The sequence below is a fragment of the Methylomonas sp. HYX-M1 genome (assembly GCF_040741385.1).
GTDB lineage: Bacteria > Pseudomonadota > Gammaproteobacteria > Methylococcales > Methylomonadaceae > Methylomonas > Methylomonas rhizoryzae.
In genome coordinates this window covers 3210970-3227184 of sequence record NZ_CP160405.1, presented here as the reverse complement: position 1 = coordinate 3227184, position 16215 = coordinate 3210970, and the positions used below count along the sequence as shown (strand labels likewise).

Here is a 16215-nt window from a genome sequence, read left to right as displayed (position 1 = left end):
CCGTTATTTGTCGCCGCCGCTTTCGTCCAGTTGTTTTTCCATACTGCGGATAGCTTCCAACTTCTCCCGTAACAACCGGGCTTCATTGGCTTTGGTTGCGTTGGCGTCCTTGCTTTCCAGTGCCGATTGATATTTTTTTTGCTTGCGCTCCAGTTTGCCAATTTTTTTGGACAGCTGGCCTTTACTGGTTAACGTGGCTTTTTGGAAACCGACAAATAAGCGTAACGGTTCGTCTCCGAGTTGTTCCGGGGGTATTTCATTGAGTTTGCTCAAAATCTGCTCTATGTCTCCGCAAGCGCCGGACAATTGGCGGCCGACCGCTAGCTGTAACAGATTTGTGGTGGTTTCGGCGATTTGTTGGCGTTTGAGCAATGCGGAACAGGCCTCCGAGCGGGCTGTTTCGGACATGTTGGCCATGTCGAAAGCAAAAGTCAGCAAGTTTTCGAGTTCCGAGACCGGTTTCGGCTGCGGTGCGCACGGCTGCGGCGGGGGCTCCGGGTCCGATTGAAAATGAGCACAGCCGCCGAGCAGGATTAGCGGTATGGCAAAGGTAAGCGGAGAAGTTAACCTAATCATGCGGGTGGACTGTCGTATTTGAGTTAAAAAATGGTTAACGGTAGCTTGACGTAAACGCAGGCACCGTGTTTAGGTGGTTTCGGATCTATAAATTCTATTGTGCCTTGATGGTTGAGAATGAATTGTTTGGCCAGGCACAACCCTAATCCTAGTCGGTTTATGCCGGAATTGTCGTGATTGGTTGTCGATCTGAACGGTTCGAAAATGCTTGCGCGTTCTTCTTCGGGAATTCCCGGTCCTTCGTCAGCGATGGTCAATTCGATGTCTTGTCCGGAAATCGTCAAGCTGACGGCAATTTCGCTGTGTTGCGGCGAATGTTGGATGGCGTTGCTCAAAAGTTGCGCGAGCACGGCGCGCAATTGTGCTGAAAAACCGAGGATTTGCGCGGGTTGTAATTGCAATTTGACCGATAGGGCCTTGGTGATGATTTCCGGCTGCAAGTAGGAAAGCACGGTATCCAATAGATGGGGCAGGTCGACCGGCTCTTTTGCCTGCGAGGGGGAGGCGGTGCTGATGTCGCCAAAGCGCAAAAATGCGGCGCGGATATGCTCTATGCGTTCCACGTGCGTCAGCAAAGGCTGCAAGATTTCTTGCTGGGCTTTATCCAATCCGGGCGACAACAAGTCCAATCCGGTACGCAAGTCGTCCAACGATCCCTCGATTTCGTAAGCGAAATTACTCATCAGTAATTGTTTGGAACGCTGTAACTCGAACAAATAATTGCGTAGCCATTCCAACTGCTGACCTAAAGCCTTTAAATCCGGGGGGCCGTCAATAGTGATGGGCGTTTTCAAAAGTCCTGAAGCCAAACGGTTGATTGCGGAATCCAACTGCCGCAACGGCGTCAGCATCATGGCCAACAGAGCCAGCATGCATGCCGCCGAGAGGCTTAACAAAATCAGACTTTGCGATACGAATCGGGATTGCAGGCTGTCCGCTTGCTCTGCCAGCTGAGAAAACTCTCGCTCGACGTAGCTTTCGAATTCCCGCGCCAACGCGCTCGAAGTTTCGCGGAAGCCTTGAAACAGAATGTCTAACGGTAGAATCAGCGCATTTGGGGTATCGAGATTGATAATTTGCCGGTAAATCAGCTCTTCTTTGCTGGTTAATTCTTCAGCCAGCAAGGCAATTTTATTGTCGACCCTAAGCTGTAACAACTCGTCTATCGACTGTTTTAAGGCAGAGCGAGCCGCTTCGTACGATTGCCTTTCGTAAGGTTGTCGGACCGAAGGATCGGATAATAGAATGAACAAGCGGGCTTTGCGTTCGGTGTCCGCTGCCCGCTGCTGAGTCGTCAACACGGATTGGGTTTGTTTGAATACCTTGTTGTTTAAATCTTTACTGACCGTTAAAGCTTGCTGCATGTGGTCTTTCGCTAACCATACCGTAAACAGTATGGGCAGGATCGCCAAGCCGAAGCCTAACGAAATGAATGCCTTCAACGAAAATAGTTGTCGCATTGTGGCCGGGTTCCTAAATGCTGGTTGCCGGAAGTTGGTTAAATTTACCCATTCCGCAGGTGGTTGATCGGGCTGTAGTTAAACCGTAGATAAAGGTACAGCTGGGGGTTCAAGCCGTCGAGGAATTTTCGCCTAACGGTTTTATCTGTGCCATATTTCGTTAGAATGTAACGACAGAATTTCAATATTTTCTTAAGCTTACAGCTGAAAATTCACGTAATTTTAATTGAAACCGTAGCATTTTCTTAATACTGCTTGGCTACTATTTTTTTAACACATCGCTAAGGCCGCGTACACGGGGGAGTGTGGCAGGAGGCCGTGTGGTAATCGAGAAAACCAACGTATTTTCCTTGCCATTATAAGGAAATTGGCCCTTATATTTTCTACGGAGACTTTGAGCGATGTTAGGACCGCAACGCTTTGACGATCACTTTGAGGTGATCTTGGCGGATACGCCTGAAAGCCAAACCGCCCATTATCGTTTGCGCTACCGGGTGTACTGCGACGAAATGGGTTACGAAGACAAGACCCGGTTTGCCGATTACAGGGAACGCGACGAATGGGATGATTACTCGACGCATTTTTTAGTCCGGGATCGCGAGAGCAAAACCTATTGGGGGGCGTTGAGATTGATCAATCCGGATCGGCAGCGCCTTCCTTTCCTGGACAAAACTCGGCCGTATCATAAGCTTCAAAGTAGTCAGTTTAAAAATAGCGCGGAAATTTCGAGGCTTTGTGTCGTAAAGGAAGCCAGGCGCTTAATGCCAGGGTACTTAGTTGATCATTCCTCCGGCAGCAACATCAGAGATTTAAGTTTGTACCGTAGCTTGACCCGCAGACTGATGTGGGGCTTATACCGAGGCGCGTTGGATTACTCCAAGGATAACGGCATTAAAGATTGGTATATCTTTGTGGCCCCGTCCTTAGCGCATGTCATCAAAAAAGAGGGTTTCGAGATGCGGCAAATCGGCGCTCCGTGCGAATTTCACGGCTTGAGGACACCGTATGCATTATCGGTCGACGAGATATTGACGAATCCGTTTTGGCGGGACGATTTTCGACTCGGCTATACGCTTCATTCGCGTAGCGACTGTCTGCCTCAACGCGTAAAGGGCGTTGCAAGTTAATGCCTAAGTCTTATTGTTCCAGGGGGTAAGCCGGGACAATTGTGAAGGTGTCTGCCAATAGGGTTGAGAGCCGTCGCGGTGAAGCGGCCGCGGCGGCTTTTTACAACGGGAATCAAACGAAATACAGTTTACGGAGTTCCAGCATGGATGGGGCGCTCAGTTCCGTGCCGTCGCTGGCGCGAGTGACGTAGTAAACGGTGTTGCGTAAGGTGATTTCTTCTCCCGCGCTCGCATAACCGACTACGTTATGCGCAACATCTAAGTTTCTACGTTGCAAGCCGCCGAATTGGCTGTTGAATTCGGCAATCAAGCCCATATGCGGCGGATTCATGACTGACCCCCACCAAGGCGATTTGCCGTTGTCGTGGCTCCACGTTTCGCCAATCGATTCCGGCGGTAGGCAGCGGTTCACCAAGCGGTCGCCGATCACAGCGTATTGTTGCCGGCTGATTTTTTCCGGTTCGGAGCCGACGCTGTCCCTGCATTCGAGCACGTCGCTGGCAAGAAAACTATCGGTTGCCGGAATGACTCGGTTCCATTTGCCGTCTAAATTTTTATGTTCAAACATAGTGCCTCTCTAGTTGTGTGTCAGTAAAAGGGGGCGGCTATGCCGAATTTCCATTCTCCGATGTTGCGGAGTTGTCGAGTCCGGTAGGCGTAAACCGTTACAGGAACTAAGCGACAATGTGCGGAAATGGGCTGGCCGAAGTGTGACAAGCACAGTCCAAGCAATAATGCGACCAATTTAAGCGGCAAAATTGGAGATAGGTCCGTGGTTATAGGGTTTGATATAACAATTTGTTTTGATTGGTGTTTCTATGGATTTGCGCGTGCAATCCGGTGCTTTTGTCGTTTATTTGACAAGTTCTCCCGGGGTTGCGGACCGACAAATTGGCGTTTTTCCAACAAGTGAAATTGGGTTTACCGAGTCGGCTTCGTCTGCTTGTCGGCAGGTTTTAGCCGGTATCGGTAGAATGTGCCGAACCCGACAAAGTAAAACAAGAAACGGATTGACTTCGACAGGGTGTGCTCGCTCTTGTACGGATTCACGGTAATGAGTAGAGTTTTCCGCTTCAATACCGCTCGCCGCTATTCTCGATACGAGGTAGTTGACCAAGGTAGCAGCCGTTACTCAATTCTACTGAGTAGCTAATTTAACCTTCAGGTTCGTTACGTAGTCTGCCCGCAACTAAAAGACGCAGACTTCGGTCCAATTTTTAGAGTTTTTATTAAATCAAGTGAGGACATTATGTGTAGAACGATTTCGCGTAACACTTTAGCTGCAGCAGTGATGACGGCTTTGCTGCTTTCCGGTTGTGCGTCCGTGGGCGGTTGGACGCCGACTGTCGACCCTTACGGCGATCCGAACGCTTACCGTATCAATCAAGACTTGCAGGAATGCGAGCAGCTTGCGTCTCAAGCTGCCGGCGGGGCGGCAAAAGAAACGGCGGTGGGTGCCGGCGTCGGTGGTCTGATAGGCGCAGCGGGCGGTGCAGCCTTGGGTGCGGTGGTTGGTGATCCCGGGAAGGGGGCAGCCATAGGAGCTGCGGCCGGGGGCATAGGTGGCGGTGCCAAACAAGGCTTGGAAGCGGATGCTAATTACAAAAGGGCTTTTAGCAGCTGTATGAGACAGCGTGGCCACAAAGTCGTGAATTGAGCATAGCGCCTATTCGATTTCATCTTTACAGTGCATGGATGCACTCTCTATTTCTATCGTCTATTCGCACTTTTGTTGAAGCGCGAATAGTTCGTCGAATGCGTCTAATCCCATTACCCAACTGCAAAGACATTTTTTCGGTTGGCGCATACACAGCGGCTCAGATGATAATTGCGTCTACGCCGTTACAATGAAAAAGAACATCTTCGAAATTTTTTGTTAATTGCTGTTAAACTCGAAACAAAAACGACTAGAACAGTTCCTATCACTTCACGTATGCAACAGTTATTTGCGATAGCCGTCGGCGGCTCGTTGGGGGCCGTGGCGCGCTTTTTGGTAGCTAACGGCGTTTATGCCGCGTTAGGGCGCAGTTTCCCCCACGGTACCTTGTTTGTGAATGTGGTCGGCTCACTGCTGATCGGGGTGTTGACCGAACTCATGGTACATCGCTTCGCACTCGCCATCGAATACCGGGCCGCGGTTTTGGTGGGATTTCTCGGCGCTTTTACGACGTTTTCCACCTTTGCGTTGGAAACTCTCTATCTCTTCGAAGAGGGTAGTTATTTAAAGGCCTTGTTGAATATTTTTCTCAGCGTCGTATTGTGTTTGAGCGCTTGTTGGGTAGGTTTGATTTGGGGCAGGATTTTATTTTCCGAGGGCTTGTCTCCCTGGGTCGTGCAATATCAAACTAACTTTGGTTTGATGTTAGGATTCCTGGGGATTTTCTTCTTGTCGTTATGCGTTGAATTGCTGTTTCACTATTTCAATGCGGCTCGGGAGATGCGGGCAATTTTTTTCATTTCGCTACTTAGCGGGCTGACGATGGCCTCTACGCTGTGGTTCGGTCTGCGAGCCGGCGAGGTTCGCATGGAATTTCAAGGTTTGTTGAGTTTGTTTGTGGTGAACACCTTGCTGGGGGTGGCCACCATTTGGTCGGGGTATTGGGTAGGGAATTGGGTATGGCAATTGGGCAGGCTGTCACAGTAGCGAGGATTTATTTGCGCGAAGGCGAGCATTTGTTGTCGCCGCTGCTGGAGCATCTGCAGGCGGAAACTGTTCGCGGGGTAAGCGTAGTGCGCGGAATTGCCGGTATCGGCAGTGACGGCGTGTTGCATACCGCATCCTTGTTAACCTTGTCGCTGGATTTGCCGTTAATCGTGGAATTCTACGATTCTCCCGGCCGAGTCGAGGAAATATTGCTGCATTTGGAGTCCAAGCTCGGCTTAACTCACGTCGTCACTTGGCCGGCTAACGTCCGCTTGCGCGGAGATTAGCCGTGGCAGGCCGGCCTTGGTTAACCGGGCGGCCAGGACATGCGGCGGCCGGCGAGCAAATGCAGGTGCAAATGGTGGACGGTTTGGCCGCCGTCGTCGTTACAATTGATGACCGTCCGATAACCGTTTTCGGCGACACCCAATTGATTGGCGATTTTCGCCGCGGTAACTAGCAATTCTCCCGCTAAATTAGCGTCCTCCATGCCGTTCAAGTTGGCGATGTGCCGTTTAGGTATCAGCAGAACATGGGTCGGGGCTTGCGGATTGATGTCTCGAAAAGCCAATAGGGAGTCGTTTTCGTACACGATGTCCGGTTTGATGTCGCCGGAAGCCATTTTGCAAAACAAACAATCTGTCATTTTCAGCTCCTGAAATTAAGCTAAGTCACGGTTTATTTTCGTTGCTAGCGCACCTGCCGCTTACGGGTAGATGTATAGAATTTCCCGACAGCACGAGCAAATGTCGGTAAAATTCGTCCCGATTTTAACCTAGTCAACTATCCAAGGTTTTACCTGCATGAGAAAAATCCTGATCGTCGGCAGCGGCGGCCGAGAGCACGCATTGGCTTGGAAAGCCAAACAATCTGCAACCGTAAGTCAAGTGTTCGTCGCCCCCGGAAACGCCGGAACCGAGATGGAACCCGGCATTGAGAACGTCGCCATAGCGGCCGACGATATTGCCGGCCTGCTTGGATTCGCCCAAGCCCGAGACATTGCGCTGACCATTGTAGGGCCTGAAGTTCCGCTGGTTAAAGGGATAGTGGATGCGTTCAAGGCGGCCGGCTTGGCATGCTTCGGCCCTACGGCAAACGCCGCGCAGTTGGAAGGTTCCAAGGCCTTCTGTAAAGATTTCATGGCGCGGCATGCTATCCCGACCGCCGAATACCGGACCTTTACCGATCCTGAACCGGCGATCGAGTATATCCGCAGGCAAGGCGCACCCATTGTCGTTAAGGCCGACGGTTTGGCGGCGGGTAAGGGGGTTATTGTGGCGCAAACCGAGCAACAAGCGATAGATGCGGTTACCGACATGCTGTCCGGCAATAGCTTCGGCGAGGCCGGGCATCGCGTAGTCATAGAAGAATTTCTGGATGGCGAAGAAGCCAGTTTTATTGTGATTGCCGATGGCGTTCATGCCTTGCCGATGGCGACCTCGCAAGATCACAAAGCGCGGGATAACGGAGACCGTGGGCCGAATACCGGCGGCATGGGTGCGTATTCGCCTGCTCCTATCGTATCGGCGCATATTCATCAACGGGTGATGGACGAGGTAATTCTGCCGACGCTGCAAGGCATGCGCGAGGATGGTAACGAATATACCGGTTTTTTGTACGCCGGCCTGATGATAGGCAAGGACGGCGCGATTAAGGTGCTGGAATATAACTGCCGTTTCGGTGATCCGGAAACCCAGCCCATCATGCTGCGCTTAAAATCCGATTTGGTAGGGCTCTGTTTGGCGGCGTTGGATAAAACCTTAGATAGCATGATTACCGAATGGGATGAGCGGGCGGCATTGGGTGTGGTGATGGCGGCGGGCGGTTATCCCGATAGTTATGCCAAGGGTGCGATCATTACCGGTTTACCCGATCAAGCTACCGACGATTGCAAAGTGTTTCACGCCGGGACCGAGCGCAAAAACGGCGACATCGTAACGGCAGGCGGCAGGGTTTTGTGCGCTTGCGCACTAGGCGCGACCATTGAGCAAGCGCAAATCAAGGCCTACCAATTGTGTAACGGCATTCGTTGGCAGGACGTATATTATCGAACCGATATCGGCTTTAAAGCGATAGGCCAGGCTTAAGGCGGTTACCGAAAAACCAATATGTTCAACGACGCCGGATTGTTGTGCAGCGAAGCGTAGCGGCGTCATGCAAGCTTTTTTAGCGTAGAGATAGGCAAAAAGGCCAGTCGGTCCGGCCTATTTTTTGCCGGAAGCCGTTTAAGGAGGGTACTCCCTATGTTTCGACAAATTCGGCTGATTTCTTTTAGGAAAGTGTCGGTTGTTGGAATGTTTGCCACTTTCGCGCTGCTGGTTTCGATGACTGCCAGGGCTGATGCGGAGGATTCCGCGCCGGGCTACGCCGCCGACGGCCGGACTTCGGCTTCGATATTGGCGGCAAAACGGAGTCATCAGGTAGCGGACCGAGACGCACTCGGTTTGTCGGTATTTTCCGGTTTAATCGTGATAGGTTTGGTGGCGTTTTGGCTGCCGAAACTTTTCGACAAATAATCGTCTGCTTGGAAAATGCGCTAAAGGCACGCTAGTTCAAGGTAAACGGCATGGTGTCGACGCCGTTTACCTGTCCGGGGGATTATCGGGGTTGCACCAAATTGAGTTCTACCGGTAAATGCGATTTTGGAATTTGATACCAGTTGAGCTTGGCAAAATAGCCGTATGCGCAAATCGGTAATGCGGTTCGGCTATAGTTGATTAAAATCTTTTGGTCGCCGACTTGTTCTATCGATTCGATACGCGCTTCTATGGCGCAGCCGCCGCCGGAAATATGAATGCCGGCTACCATGTTGGTGGCAAAATCTATTTCCGGAAGCGGCCTTTCAGCGCCGAAATAGCCTTGCCAAACGGTCTGCCAGCTCATGGCGTCTTTTACCAATACCTTGTCGTGGAACGATTCCGGAGAACTGCAAAAAGCGGAGGCTTCGGTTTCCAGCAGCAGGAACGGGCAATCGAAATTTTCGTCAATCAATTCTAGATACCACGGGCTTAGGCCGTTAACCGGATTCATAGGCAGGGCGGCGCGGGCCGCGGGGAGCTTGTTAAATTCGACCGGTAAATCGGAACGCTCGACGACAATCAAATGGCCCGGCGCATAGTGGGAGTCTTTGCATAGTGAGGCTTGTGCCGGAGCATTTTCCCGGTAGCTGACTACGATTTTTCTTTCGTCAATCAAGTCGACATTTTCGATGTCGACAGCGTAACAACTCTTAGTCCCTAAAAACACGCCGATGACCATTTGACTGGAAAAGTCCACCTCCGGGGCTGGGAAAGGCAGGGAGTACAACGGGTCAACGCTGTCGTCGAAGTGCGTGCTCCAAAATTCCTGCCATTGCAGGGCATCATTTATCGTTACCGATTGGGCGCTACTAATCCCGGAATAGCGTTGCCTATCCAAGGTTCGAAAAATCAGCGGTTGCCGGTTAGCGCTGGAAATTGGTTGCTCTGAGACCGCAGTTGTGCTGTTGCATTGCTCAACCCGGGTAGCCGTATGCTCGCTTGCGTCTTTCCCATTACCTGTAAAAGCCAGTTTTTTCTCCAGTGCAAGCGTTTTTTTGACCGGCGCATTAGCGTTGAAGCTCGCGCAAGCGGAAAAAGTGTCGGAGTTGTCGGTTCGGACCGCGAAGTGCTGTAGAGTTTGTTGCTTGACGCCTTCCCCTAATAAGCGGATGGTCTTGGCCGCGGCTTTTTTCCCGTTTGTCGAATTTAGGTTTTTAATGTCGATGCTCAGCGCATTCGGAGGTGAGTTGCTAGTAATGCCGGCTATTGCAAAGTTGTACTGGCTGGCAACGAGTAGAAAAAACAGAATTCGTAGCATGGCGTAGTCCAGGTATGTGATTGATATTCGAATTTAATCTACAATCGGCGATGCACTAGTTTCAATCGAAGTACGCGAGGGAACAAGAATGGTTGATCAATTCCCGTTATGCTTTGCATTGTCTACTGTGTCCTTCCGACGTATTTGGTTAGTAATTTATTCAATTTAACCGGCAGATTTGATTTGGGGGCGGAGACCCAGTGATTGATCTGGTAATAATCGGCTGTGCAGACATAAGCCGTGTTATGCGGAGGCGGCGGTAACGTAGTCTCCGGACGGTAATTCACCGCTAGCCCTCCGTTTGGGTGGTATTCGATGGACTCGATTTTACTCGCTACATCACAACCACCACCATCACTGATCAGGCCGATTACCATGTCGGTGTCGAAATTGACTTGGGGTAACGGCGGAGGGGATTTAATAAAGGACTGGGTTTGCGAGTCCCAGGTCGGTTCGGAACAGTCCTGCCAGTGTTGCTGCCAAGACTGCCGGTCTTTTACGATCGCTATATCGTACTTTGCCGCCCTATTTGGACAGGCACCGTTTTCAGTGTAGTGCAATGCCGCGAAATCCAGTGCATATCCGTCGCCGTCATCCCTCCGGCCGGTTTCATCAATGGATGCATTTTTTACAGGTAGTGCGACGAACTCAACCGGAAGCCGGGTATCGGCTATTGTCGCAATTACGCTGGGTTGAGTCAGTGCTTGCAGACAAATTCCGTCTATCCAGTGGGTTTCTTGATAGCTGACCCGGATCTTTGCTTGATTGACTATTTGAACGGATGTTATATCCAGCGAATAGCAGCTGTCCGGCCTATCTCCCAAAAATATCCCGATGACGCGCTGGGTGTTAAAGTCTACAGTCGGCAATGATTCGTCGGTATTTGCGTCATGCCACAATTGTTCCCAATCCGCTTGTTTATCGACTAGGCTGTTTAAAAATTGGTGGTAACCGTCGAAGGAAGTTTTTTTGTACAGAGTGACGTACTTTATCTCCGGCCCAGACGTGTTGCTAACGTCGGTAGAGGCGGATGGGGAGCAGTTATCGGTATAATCGACGTTTAGAGTGAGTTGACGCAGTTTTTTAACCAGAGCGGCAGTGCGTTTTGGTGAAACTGTGTCATTTAACGATACGCAAGCGGCAAAGCCGGATTCCGTGTTGTTATGCGCGATATATCTATCCAAAAGCCGCTGCTTGACGCCTTGTCCTAACAACCGCTTGGCCTTGCTGGCGATTTTTGCGGTTGCAGGCGAGTTGTCGGAATCCAGGCTGATATTCAGAGCGGATAGGGCGTCCGCCTGGGCGATGCGTAGGGTCAGGGACAGGCTTAAAATGAGTAGCTTCAATCCGGTGTGGTTCTGCATGTTGATAAATCCCTCAACCAATTGGGTTATTCCCGCTGTTTCCCCCGACTGTAGCGTATTGGAATAGGGCACCGGCCGAGTGTCCGCTTACCCGGTCCGGTGCTATGTATGTTTATTCAATGTGATTCCTGAACTTAGGGTCTTTAGTCTGAGCGTGCTTCGGATTATTGATGTTGACTGATTTTAGCTTCTTGCGCTGTTTCACCGTTTTGCTGGTGTAAATAAGATCCGCCGGTAATCACAATCATGGCGAGCAGATAGACTGCGGCTGCGATGTTTTTGGCTGTTTTTATGTTTTCGTCTTGTTGATGTTCCTTCATTTTCGTCCCCTCTAAACGATAGAGCCCTACATTTTACCCTTATGCGCATGCCTAGCCAATGCGTTTTGCAAAATATTTATGTTCGAAATTTCGCGCGATTGCGGTGACTAAGTTACTGAGCGTTGTAAGGCCAAGCCTTATATTTTCGGCAGCTCTCAGCCGTTGCAAGCGGGAGTGGCTTGGATCAATCAACAATTATTAAAGGTAGGTTTATATGTTAGATTTTATATTCGCAATCGCGTCTGGGGTATTACAAATGAACTTAAAAGATCCCCACGATATTCCATTTGCCTTACCCTTGGTGTTTGCCGCAGTGATGGGCTTCGTGATCGGCTTTGTGTTATTGCATTTTATCGGTAACGAGGCTAAAGCTGAGCGCGATCGTTAAATTTTCTGTCAATCCGTTCGATTATTCCGCCGTATCTTGGACGGCAATGCGTTTTAGGGCTGCGGTATCGATGATCCGTAAATTGCCGCGGCCTAAACTCAACCAGCCATAACTTTCGAAGCGTTTCAGATGCCGGGAGACAACTTCGCGGGCAGAACCCGCCTCTGCCGCCAATTCGTTATGGGTCTTGCGAATGATGTCGCACCCTTCGGCCAGTAGCGCTTTTGCGAGTTTACGATCTACGCTGTCGAAGCTCAAAGCTTCCATGCGTCTTATCACATCGCTCAACCGTTTGGAAAAATTGCGGAAAACGAATTCGCGAAAGTATTCGGATTGGCTTAGGCAGCGGTGGAAGACATAGGCCGGAATTGCAAAAGCGCTGATATCGGTTTCGGTAAAACCTTCGGCGGGGTAATGGTTATCGCCTAAAAGACAGGAGGTTGTCAAAACGCAAGAGTCGCCCGGTAAAACGTGGTACAGCAATACTTCACGTCCGTCGGTAGAAATAATTTGCGTTTTCACGCTGCCGACCAGCATCAGCAAATAGTGATCGCAGGCCTTGCCCGGGTAAAAAATTTGTTTACCTGCAGGAATTGTTATCAGTAGTGCAGCCTCCATCAATTGCCTTAAGGCGTGATCGTCCTGATTGATGAAGGCTGGAAAATGCTGTTTCCACAGTGTTAAGTGTTGTATCGGCACCACGGCTGGAGAAAACGGGTTTAATGAACCGCAGTCAAGGCTCGCATGACGTCGACCCGGCTGATAATGCCTACCATGTCGCCGTTTTGAAACACCGGAAAGCTTCTTATTGCCGAGTTCAAAAACTTGGCCGCTACGTCGACCAAACTCTCTTCCGACTGAACCACGACCGGATTGTCCGTCATGAATTCGCCGACTTTCCCGGCCATGCTCTGGTTGTAAGCGCACTCGACAACAATTTTCATGCCGTCTTTTTCCGAGAATATGCCGACCAATTTGCCTTGATTGTTGACCACCGGCATGCTGGTAATTTTGTGATCCAACATTTTTTTGAATGCATGGGTGACCTCGGTTTCCGGAGTAACAGTAACAACGTGTTCGCTCATGTAATCTGCGACAGCTATTTTTGCTAGCATAGCTCTACCTCCTGCTTGTTATTATTGAACGGCGAGATGCTGGGCTGTTTCCTGATGCCGCACTTCGCACCCTATGGATTATTATAAAAAACACAGCGGCTATCCAGTTTTTGTTCGCCATTTAACGCAATTTTTTCGATTTCGGTGCCGCTTCAACTTCGTGGCGGTGGTCTCTTGCCGCAAAACGCGACGCGAGTTTGTGCAAAATCATTTATATTCAATGCTTTGTAAGCAATGAAGACCTATCCTGGTCTAGTTCGCTTGCTTGAAAGCATCGCCTGAATTGACTACCCGCAGTCCGGCGGATTTCAGTTGCAGTCGGGCGGCAGGGGGCTTGCTTTTATCCTTAGTTGCTCAATTCCCCTACTAATTTACGCGTTTACTATTTAAAAATTCCATCGTAATTTACCCTCATCTTTTCTCTCACTCTCGGAAATACTGCATGACAACCCAAACCGAATACGACGACAAAGAAGTACGCGCCGCGATCAGTTTGCTCAGGCAAATGCTGGATAAGGTGTTGAAACAACAGGCTAGTCCCAAGGTGGTGGCTACCGTCGAGCAATTGCAACGTCAATTCGCGGAATTGCAAAAAGACCCCGGTGCGGTTAAACGCCAACAATTGTTGGATACTTTGCAGGAATTGCCGGCAGACAGTCTGAGCGACGTGATTCGGGCCTTCAGCATGCTGTTTAGCCTGCTGAATATCGCGGAAGAGACCACGCAGCTGCAAACCCGGCGCAGCCAAATCGAACGGCATAATCATTACTGGCGCGGCTCGTTCCACGATACTTTGCTAAGTTTCAAGAACGCGGGAATCACTGCCGGACAGTTACAACCTCTGTTGGACGAGATGCTGTATTTGCCGGTGATGACCGCGCATCCGACCGAAGCCAAGCGCCGCACGGTGCGCGGCGCCTTGCGCAATGTGTTCATCAGTCAGGAGAAGATCCAACACGGCGACGTGAAGGGTTATTTCCTGGAGGAAGCCCTGGACAAATTGCAAAGTCAAATTCAATTGCTGTGGAAAACCGACGAAGTGCGGGTGCGCAGCATGGGTGTCATAGACGAGATCGAATCCGGCTTGTTTTATTTCCCGTTGTCCCTGTTCGAAGCCACCGCCCAGGTTTACCGGAATTTTCGCCGGGCGCTGGTCGACGTTTACGGAGCGGAAGCCGCGGACCAAGTACGGGTACCGGGTTTCTTGAATTACGGCTCCTGGATAGGTGGCGATCGTGACGGCAACCCCAATGTAAAGCCGCAAACCACGGCCTTAGCCTTGCGTTTGCAGGCGCGCACCATCACCCAGGAATACGTGCGCCGTTTGGATCAATTGCGCGAACAGCTGGCCTATTCGCACGGGATGTGCGAGCCGACCGAAGCATTTTTGCTTAGTCTGGACGCAGACCGGGATTTGCTCGGCGAGCACGCGGTAGCGTTGGAACGCACCACGCAGCAAGAACCTTACCGAAACAAACTGTGCTTCATGAAGTTCCGCATGCAGCGCCGGGCGGAATTGATCGAGCAGCGTATCTCCGGCGATAGTTCGCAAACCGATGCTATCGCCTATAACAATTTGCAAAGCTTTCTGACCGACTTGCACCTGATTCGCGACTCCTTGATCAGTCACGGTGAGCAAATCGTCGCCGACCGCGAATTGCAGGATTTGATCCGTCTGGTAGACGTGTTCGGCTTTCACTTGATGCAGTTGGACGTGCGTCAGGAGTCCGGCCGGCACAGCCAAGCGGTGGCGGAAGTTTTGGGTGCGGCTTTAGGCGTCGATTATCTCGGTTTGGACGAAGAAGGGCGCCTGCAGGTCTTGGCCGAAGCCATCGCGATTCCAGGCGGTCTGGGTTATGACGCCAGTCAATTGTCACCGGCAACCCTGGAAACCTTGGAAGTCTTCCAAATCATGGCGCAAATGCGCCGCGAAGTCGGCCATCAATGCTTTAGCCGTTACGTGATTTCGATGACCCATTCGGCCAGTCACATCATGGAAGTGTTGCTGCTGGCGGCGCAAAACGGGTTGGCCGGCCGGATCGGCGGACAGTGGTATTGCCATATCGGCGTCAGCCCGCTGTTCGAAACCATAGACGATTTAAACCATATCGACAGCGTGCTGCGCGGCCTGTTGGCGCAGCCGGCTTACCGTGCCTTGCTGGTAGCTTCGCACTTGCGCCAGGAAGTCATGTTGGGCTACTCGGACTCTTGTAAGGACGGCGGAATTCTGGCTTCGGCTTGGGGCTTGTACCGCGCGCAACAACAAGTGATGGCAATAGCCGACGACCTTGGCGTGCCATGCCGCTTGTTCCACGGCCGCGGCGGTACCATAGGCCGCGGCGGCGGTCCGACCCACGAAGCGATATTGGCCCAACCGCCGGCCAGCGTGCGCGGCCAGATCAAATTCACCGAGCAAGGCGAAGTATTGTTTTACCGCTACAACAACATGGAGACCGCGGTTTACGAATTGACCATGGGCATCACCGGCTTGATGAAAGCCAGTCTCAGCCTGATCCAACCGGTCGAGCAGGACCGCCCGGACAACATCGCGGTGATGAACGAATTAGCCCGGCTGGGCGAACACAGCTATCGGCAATTGACCGAACATACCCCGGGCTTTTTGGATTATTTCTACGAAGCTACCCCGGTGCAGGAAATCGGCCAGTTGAACATAGGCTCGCGGCCGTCGCACCGCAAAAAGCAAGACCGTTCCAAATACTCGGTGCGGGCTATCGCCTGGGTGTTCGCCTGGGCGCAATCGCGGCAGACCTTTCCTGCCTGGTACGGCATAGGCTCCAGCTTGGAGGCCTATTGCGCAGGTAATGAGGAACGCTTGACCGCGCTACGGCAGCTGTATAAAACCTGGCCCTTCTTCCGCAATCTGCTCAGCAATGCGCAAATGGCTTTGAGCAAATCCGATATGACGATAGCCGCCGAATACAGCGCCTTATGTAATGATTCGCAGGTTGGCACCAAAATTCACGGCTTGATTGCCGCCGAATACGGGCGCTGCGTCGACAGCATTTTGCAAATCGCCGAATGCGACCGCTTGCTGGCGGAAAATCCGGAACTGGCAGCCTCGTTGCGCCGCCGCAACGATTACCTGGGCCCGTTAAACTACATGCAAGCAAGCTTATTGAAAGCCTTGAACGAGGACGAGGAGGAAGGTAACCAAAGTCGCTGGATGAAGCCATTGTTACGCACCATCAACGCCATCGCGGCCGGGATGCGCAACACGGGTTAATCCGCCCAATGCTCATGAAGGCAGCTCCTACTTCGGTAATGGAAAGGATTGCTTGTGGGAGTGCAGCTTTTGAACTGCGGCGGCGTATTCCAATTTATGTCGGAGTGGCGCTAGCATTAAGCGAATGAAGGCCTCGTTCC

The 16215-nt window shown here is 51.3% G+C and carries 17 protein-coding genes; 8 read left to right on the top strand and 9 right to left on the bottom strand.

From position 1 onward, the window contains the following. Nucleotides 1-3: 3 nt before the first annotated feature. Both AB0A83_RS14605 and AB0A83_RS14600 read right to left on the bottom strand, forming a co-directional pair. Complete coding sequence (locus AB0A83_RS14605; protein ID WP_150049640.1) at nucleotides 4-576, bottom strand: hypothetical protein; 573 nt, start codon at nucleotides 574-576, stop codon at nucleotides 4-6. Between the two features lie 23 nt (nucleotides 577-599). After that, nucleotides 600-2036 (bottom strand): HAMP domain-containing sensor histidine kinase, encoded by a 1437-nt coding sequence (locus tag AB0A83_RS14600; RefSeq protein WP_150049638.1) that lies wholly within the window; start codon nucleotides 2034-2036, stop codon nucleotides 600-602. A 401-nt stretch (nucleotides 2037-2437) separates the two neighbouring features. Here AB0A83_RS14600 and AB0A83_RS14595 point away from each other — a divergent pair, with 401 nt between their 5' ends. Continuing rightward, nucleotides 2438-3163 carry a PEP-CTERM/exosortase system-associated acyltransferase gene (locus AB0A83_RS14595; protein WP_150049636.1) on the top strand — a complete coding sequence of 242 codons (726 nt, stop codon included), beginning with the start codon at nucleotides 2438-2440 and terminating at the stop codon, nucleotides 3161-3163. 112 nt (nucleotides 3164-3275) lie between these two features. Here AB0A83_RS14595 and AB0A83_RS14590 read toward each other — a convergent pair whose 3' ends face one another. Then, nucleotides 3276-3731, bottom strand: coding sequence for a hypothetical protein (locus tag AB0A83_RS14590; RefSeq protein ID WP_150049634.1), 456 nt, complete (start codon nucleotides 3729-3731; stop codon nucleotides 3276-3278). A 681-nt stretch (nucleotides 3732-4412) separates the two neighbouring features. Here AB0A83_RS14590 and AB0A83_RS14585 point away from each other — a divergent pair. From AB0A83_RS14585 to AB0A83_RS14575, 3 genes are all read left to right on the top strand, one after another. Beyond that, nucleotides 4413-4820, top strand: a complete 408-nt coding sequence (locus AB0A83_RS14585; protein ID WP_150049632.1) for a glycine zipper family protein — start codon at nucleotides 4413-4415, stop codon at nucleotides 4818-4820. A gap of 276 nt (nucleotides 4821-5096) precedes the next feature. Then, nucleotides 5097-5807: a fluoride efflux transporter CrcB gene (crcB, locus tag AB0A83_RS14580; protein WP_150049630.1), complete on the top strand. Its 711-nt coding sequence runs from the start codon at nucleotides 5097-5099 to the stop codon at nucleotides 5805-5807. Continuing rightward, nucleotides 5780-6094 carry a DUF190 domain-containing protein gene (locus tag AB0A83_RS14575; protein WP_150049628.1) on the top strand — a complete coding sequence of 105 codons (315 nt, stop codon included), beginning with the start codon at nucleotides 5780-5782 and terminating at the stop codon, nucleotides 6092-6094. The genes crcB and AB0A83_RS14575 overlap by 28 nt, the downstream gene beginning before the upstream one ends. Nucleotides 6095-6114: 20 nt before the next feature. Here AB0A83_RS14575 and AB0A83_RS14570 read toward each other — a convergent pair whose 3' ends face one another. Beyond that, on the bottom strand, nucleotides 6115-6453 hold the full coding sequence (locus AB0A83_RS14570) for a histidine triad nucleotide-binding protein (RefSeq protein ID WP_150049626.1): 339 nt from the start codon (nucleotides 6451-6453) through the stop codon (nucleotides 6115-6117). 157 nt (nucleotides 6454-6610) lie between these two features. Here AB0A83_RS14570 and purD point away from each other — a divergent pair, with 157 nt between their 5' ends. Both purD and AB0A83_RS14560 read left to right on the top strand, forming a co-directional pair. Beyond that, nucleotides 6611-7894 (top strand): phosphoribosylamine--glycine ligase, encoded by a 1284-nt coding sequence (gene purD / locus AB0A83_RS14565; RefSeq protein ID WP_367154553.1) that lies wholly within the window; start codon nucleotides 6611-6613, stop codon nucleotides 7892-7894. A 207-nt stretch (nucleotides 7895-8101) separates the two neighbouring features. Continuing rightward, nucleotides 8102-8323, top strand: a complete 222-nt coding sequence (locus AB0A83_RS14560) for a hypothetical protein (RefSeq protein ID WP_367154552.1) — start codon at nucleotides 8102-8104, stop codon at nucleotides 8321-8323. 82 nt (nucleotides 8324-8405) lie between these two features. Here AB0A83_RS14560 and AB0A83_RS14555 read toward each other — a convergent pair whose 3' ends face one another. The 3 genes from AB0A83_RS14555 to AB0A83_RS14545 all read right to left on the bottom strand — a co-directional run bounded on the left by AB0A83_RS14555 (nucleotide 8406) and on the right by AB0A83_RS14545 (nucleotide 11328). Then, entirely contained in the window at nucleotides 8406-9644 is a 1239-nt protein-coding gene (locus AB0A83_RS14555) for a hypothetical protein (RefSeq protein WP_367154551.1), read from the bottom strand. 122 nt (nucleotides 9645-9766) lie between these two features. Next, on the bottom strand, nucleotides 9767-11008 hold the full coding sequence (locus AB0A83_RS14550; RefSeq protein WP_367154550.1) for a hypothetical protein: 1242 nt from the start codon (nucleotides 11006-11008) through the stop codon (nucleotides 9767-9769). 164 nt (nucleotides 11009-11172) lie between these two features. Further along, on the bottom strand, nucleotides 11173-11328 hold the full coding sequence (locus tag AB0A83_RS14545; protein ID WP_190303150.1) for a hypothetical protein: 156 nt from the start codon (nucleotides 11326-11328) through the stop codon (nucleotides 11173-11175). Nucleotides 11329-11542: 214 nt separating this feature from the next. On the opposite strand from AB0A83_RS14545, the gene AB0A83_RS14540 reads away from it, so the two are divergent. Continuing rightward, nucleotides 11543-11716: a hypothetical protein gene (locus AB0A83_RS14540; RefSeq protein WP_190303149.1), complete on the top strand. Its 174-nt coding sequence runs from the start codon at nucleotides 11543-11545 to the stop codon at nucleotides 11714-11716. 21 nt (nucleotides 11717-11737) lie between these two features. Here the strand turns inward: AB0A83_RS14540 and AB0A83_RS14535 are convergent, their stop codons facing one another. Together AB0A83_RS14535 and AB0A83_RS14530 are read right to left on the bottom strand one after the other, a co-directional pair. Next, on the bottom strand, nucleotides 11738-12418 hold the full coding sequence (locus tag AB0A83_RS14535) for a Crp/Fnr family transcriptional regulator (RefSeq protein WP_367154549.1): 681 nt from the start codon (nucleotides 12416-12418) through the stop codon (nucleotides 11738-11740). A 17-nt stretch (nucleotides 12419-12435) separates the two neighbouring features. Beyond that, the gene (locus AB0A83_RS14530) at nucleotides 12436-12831 is read right to left on the bottom strand and encodes a CBS domain-containing protein (protein WP_150049614.1); all 396 of its coding nucleotides are present in this window, start codon (nucleotides 12829-12831) and stop codon (nucleotides 12436-12438) included. Between the two features lie 442 nt (nucleotides 12832-13273). On the opposite strand from AB0A83_RS14530, the gene ppc reads away from it, so the two are divergent. Continuing rightward, nucleotides 13274-16075, top strand: coding sequence for a phosphoenolpyruvate carboxylase (gene ppc / locus AB0A83_RS14525; RefSeq protein ID WP_367154548.1), 2802 nt, complete (start codon nucleotides 13274-13276; stop codon nucleotides 16073-16075). Nucleotides 16076-16215 lie beyond the last annotated feature (140 nt).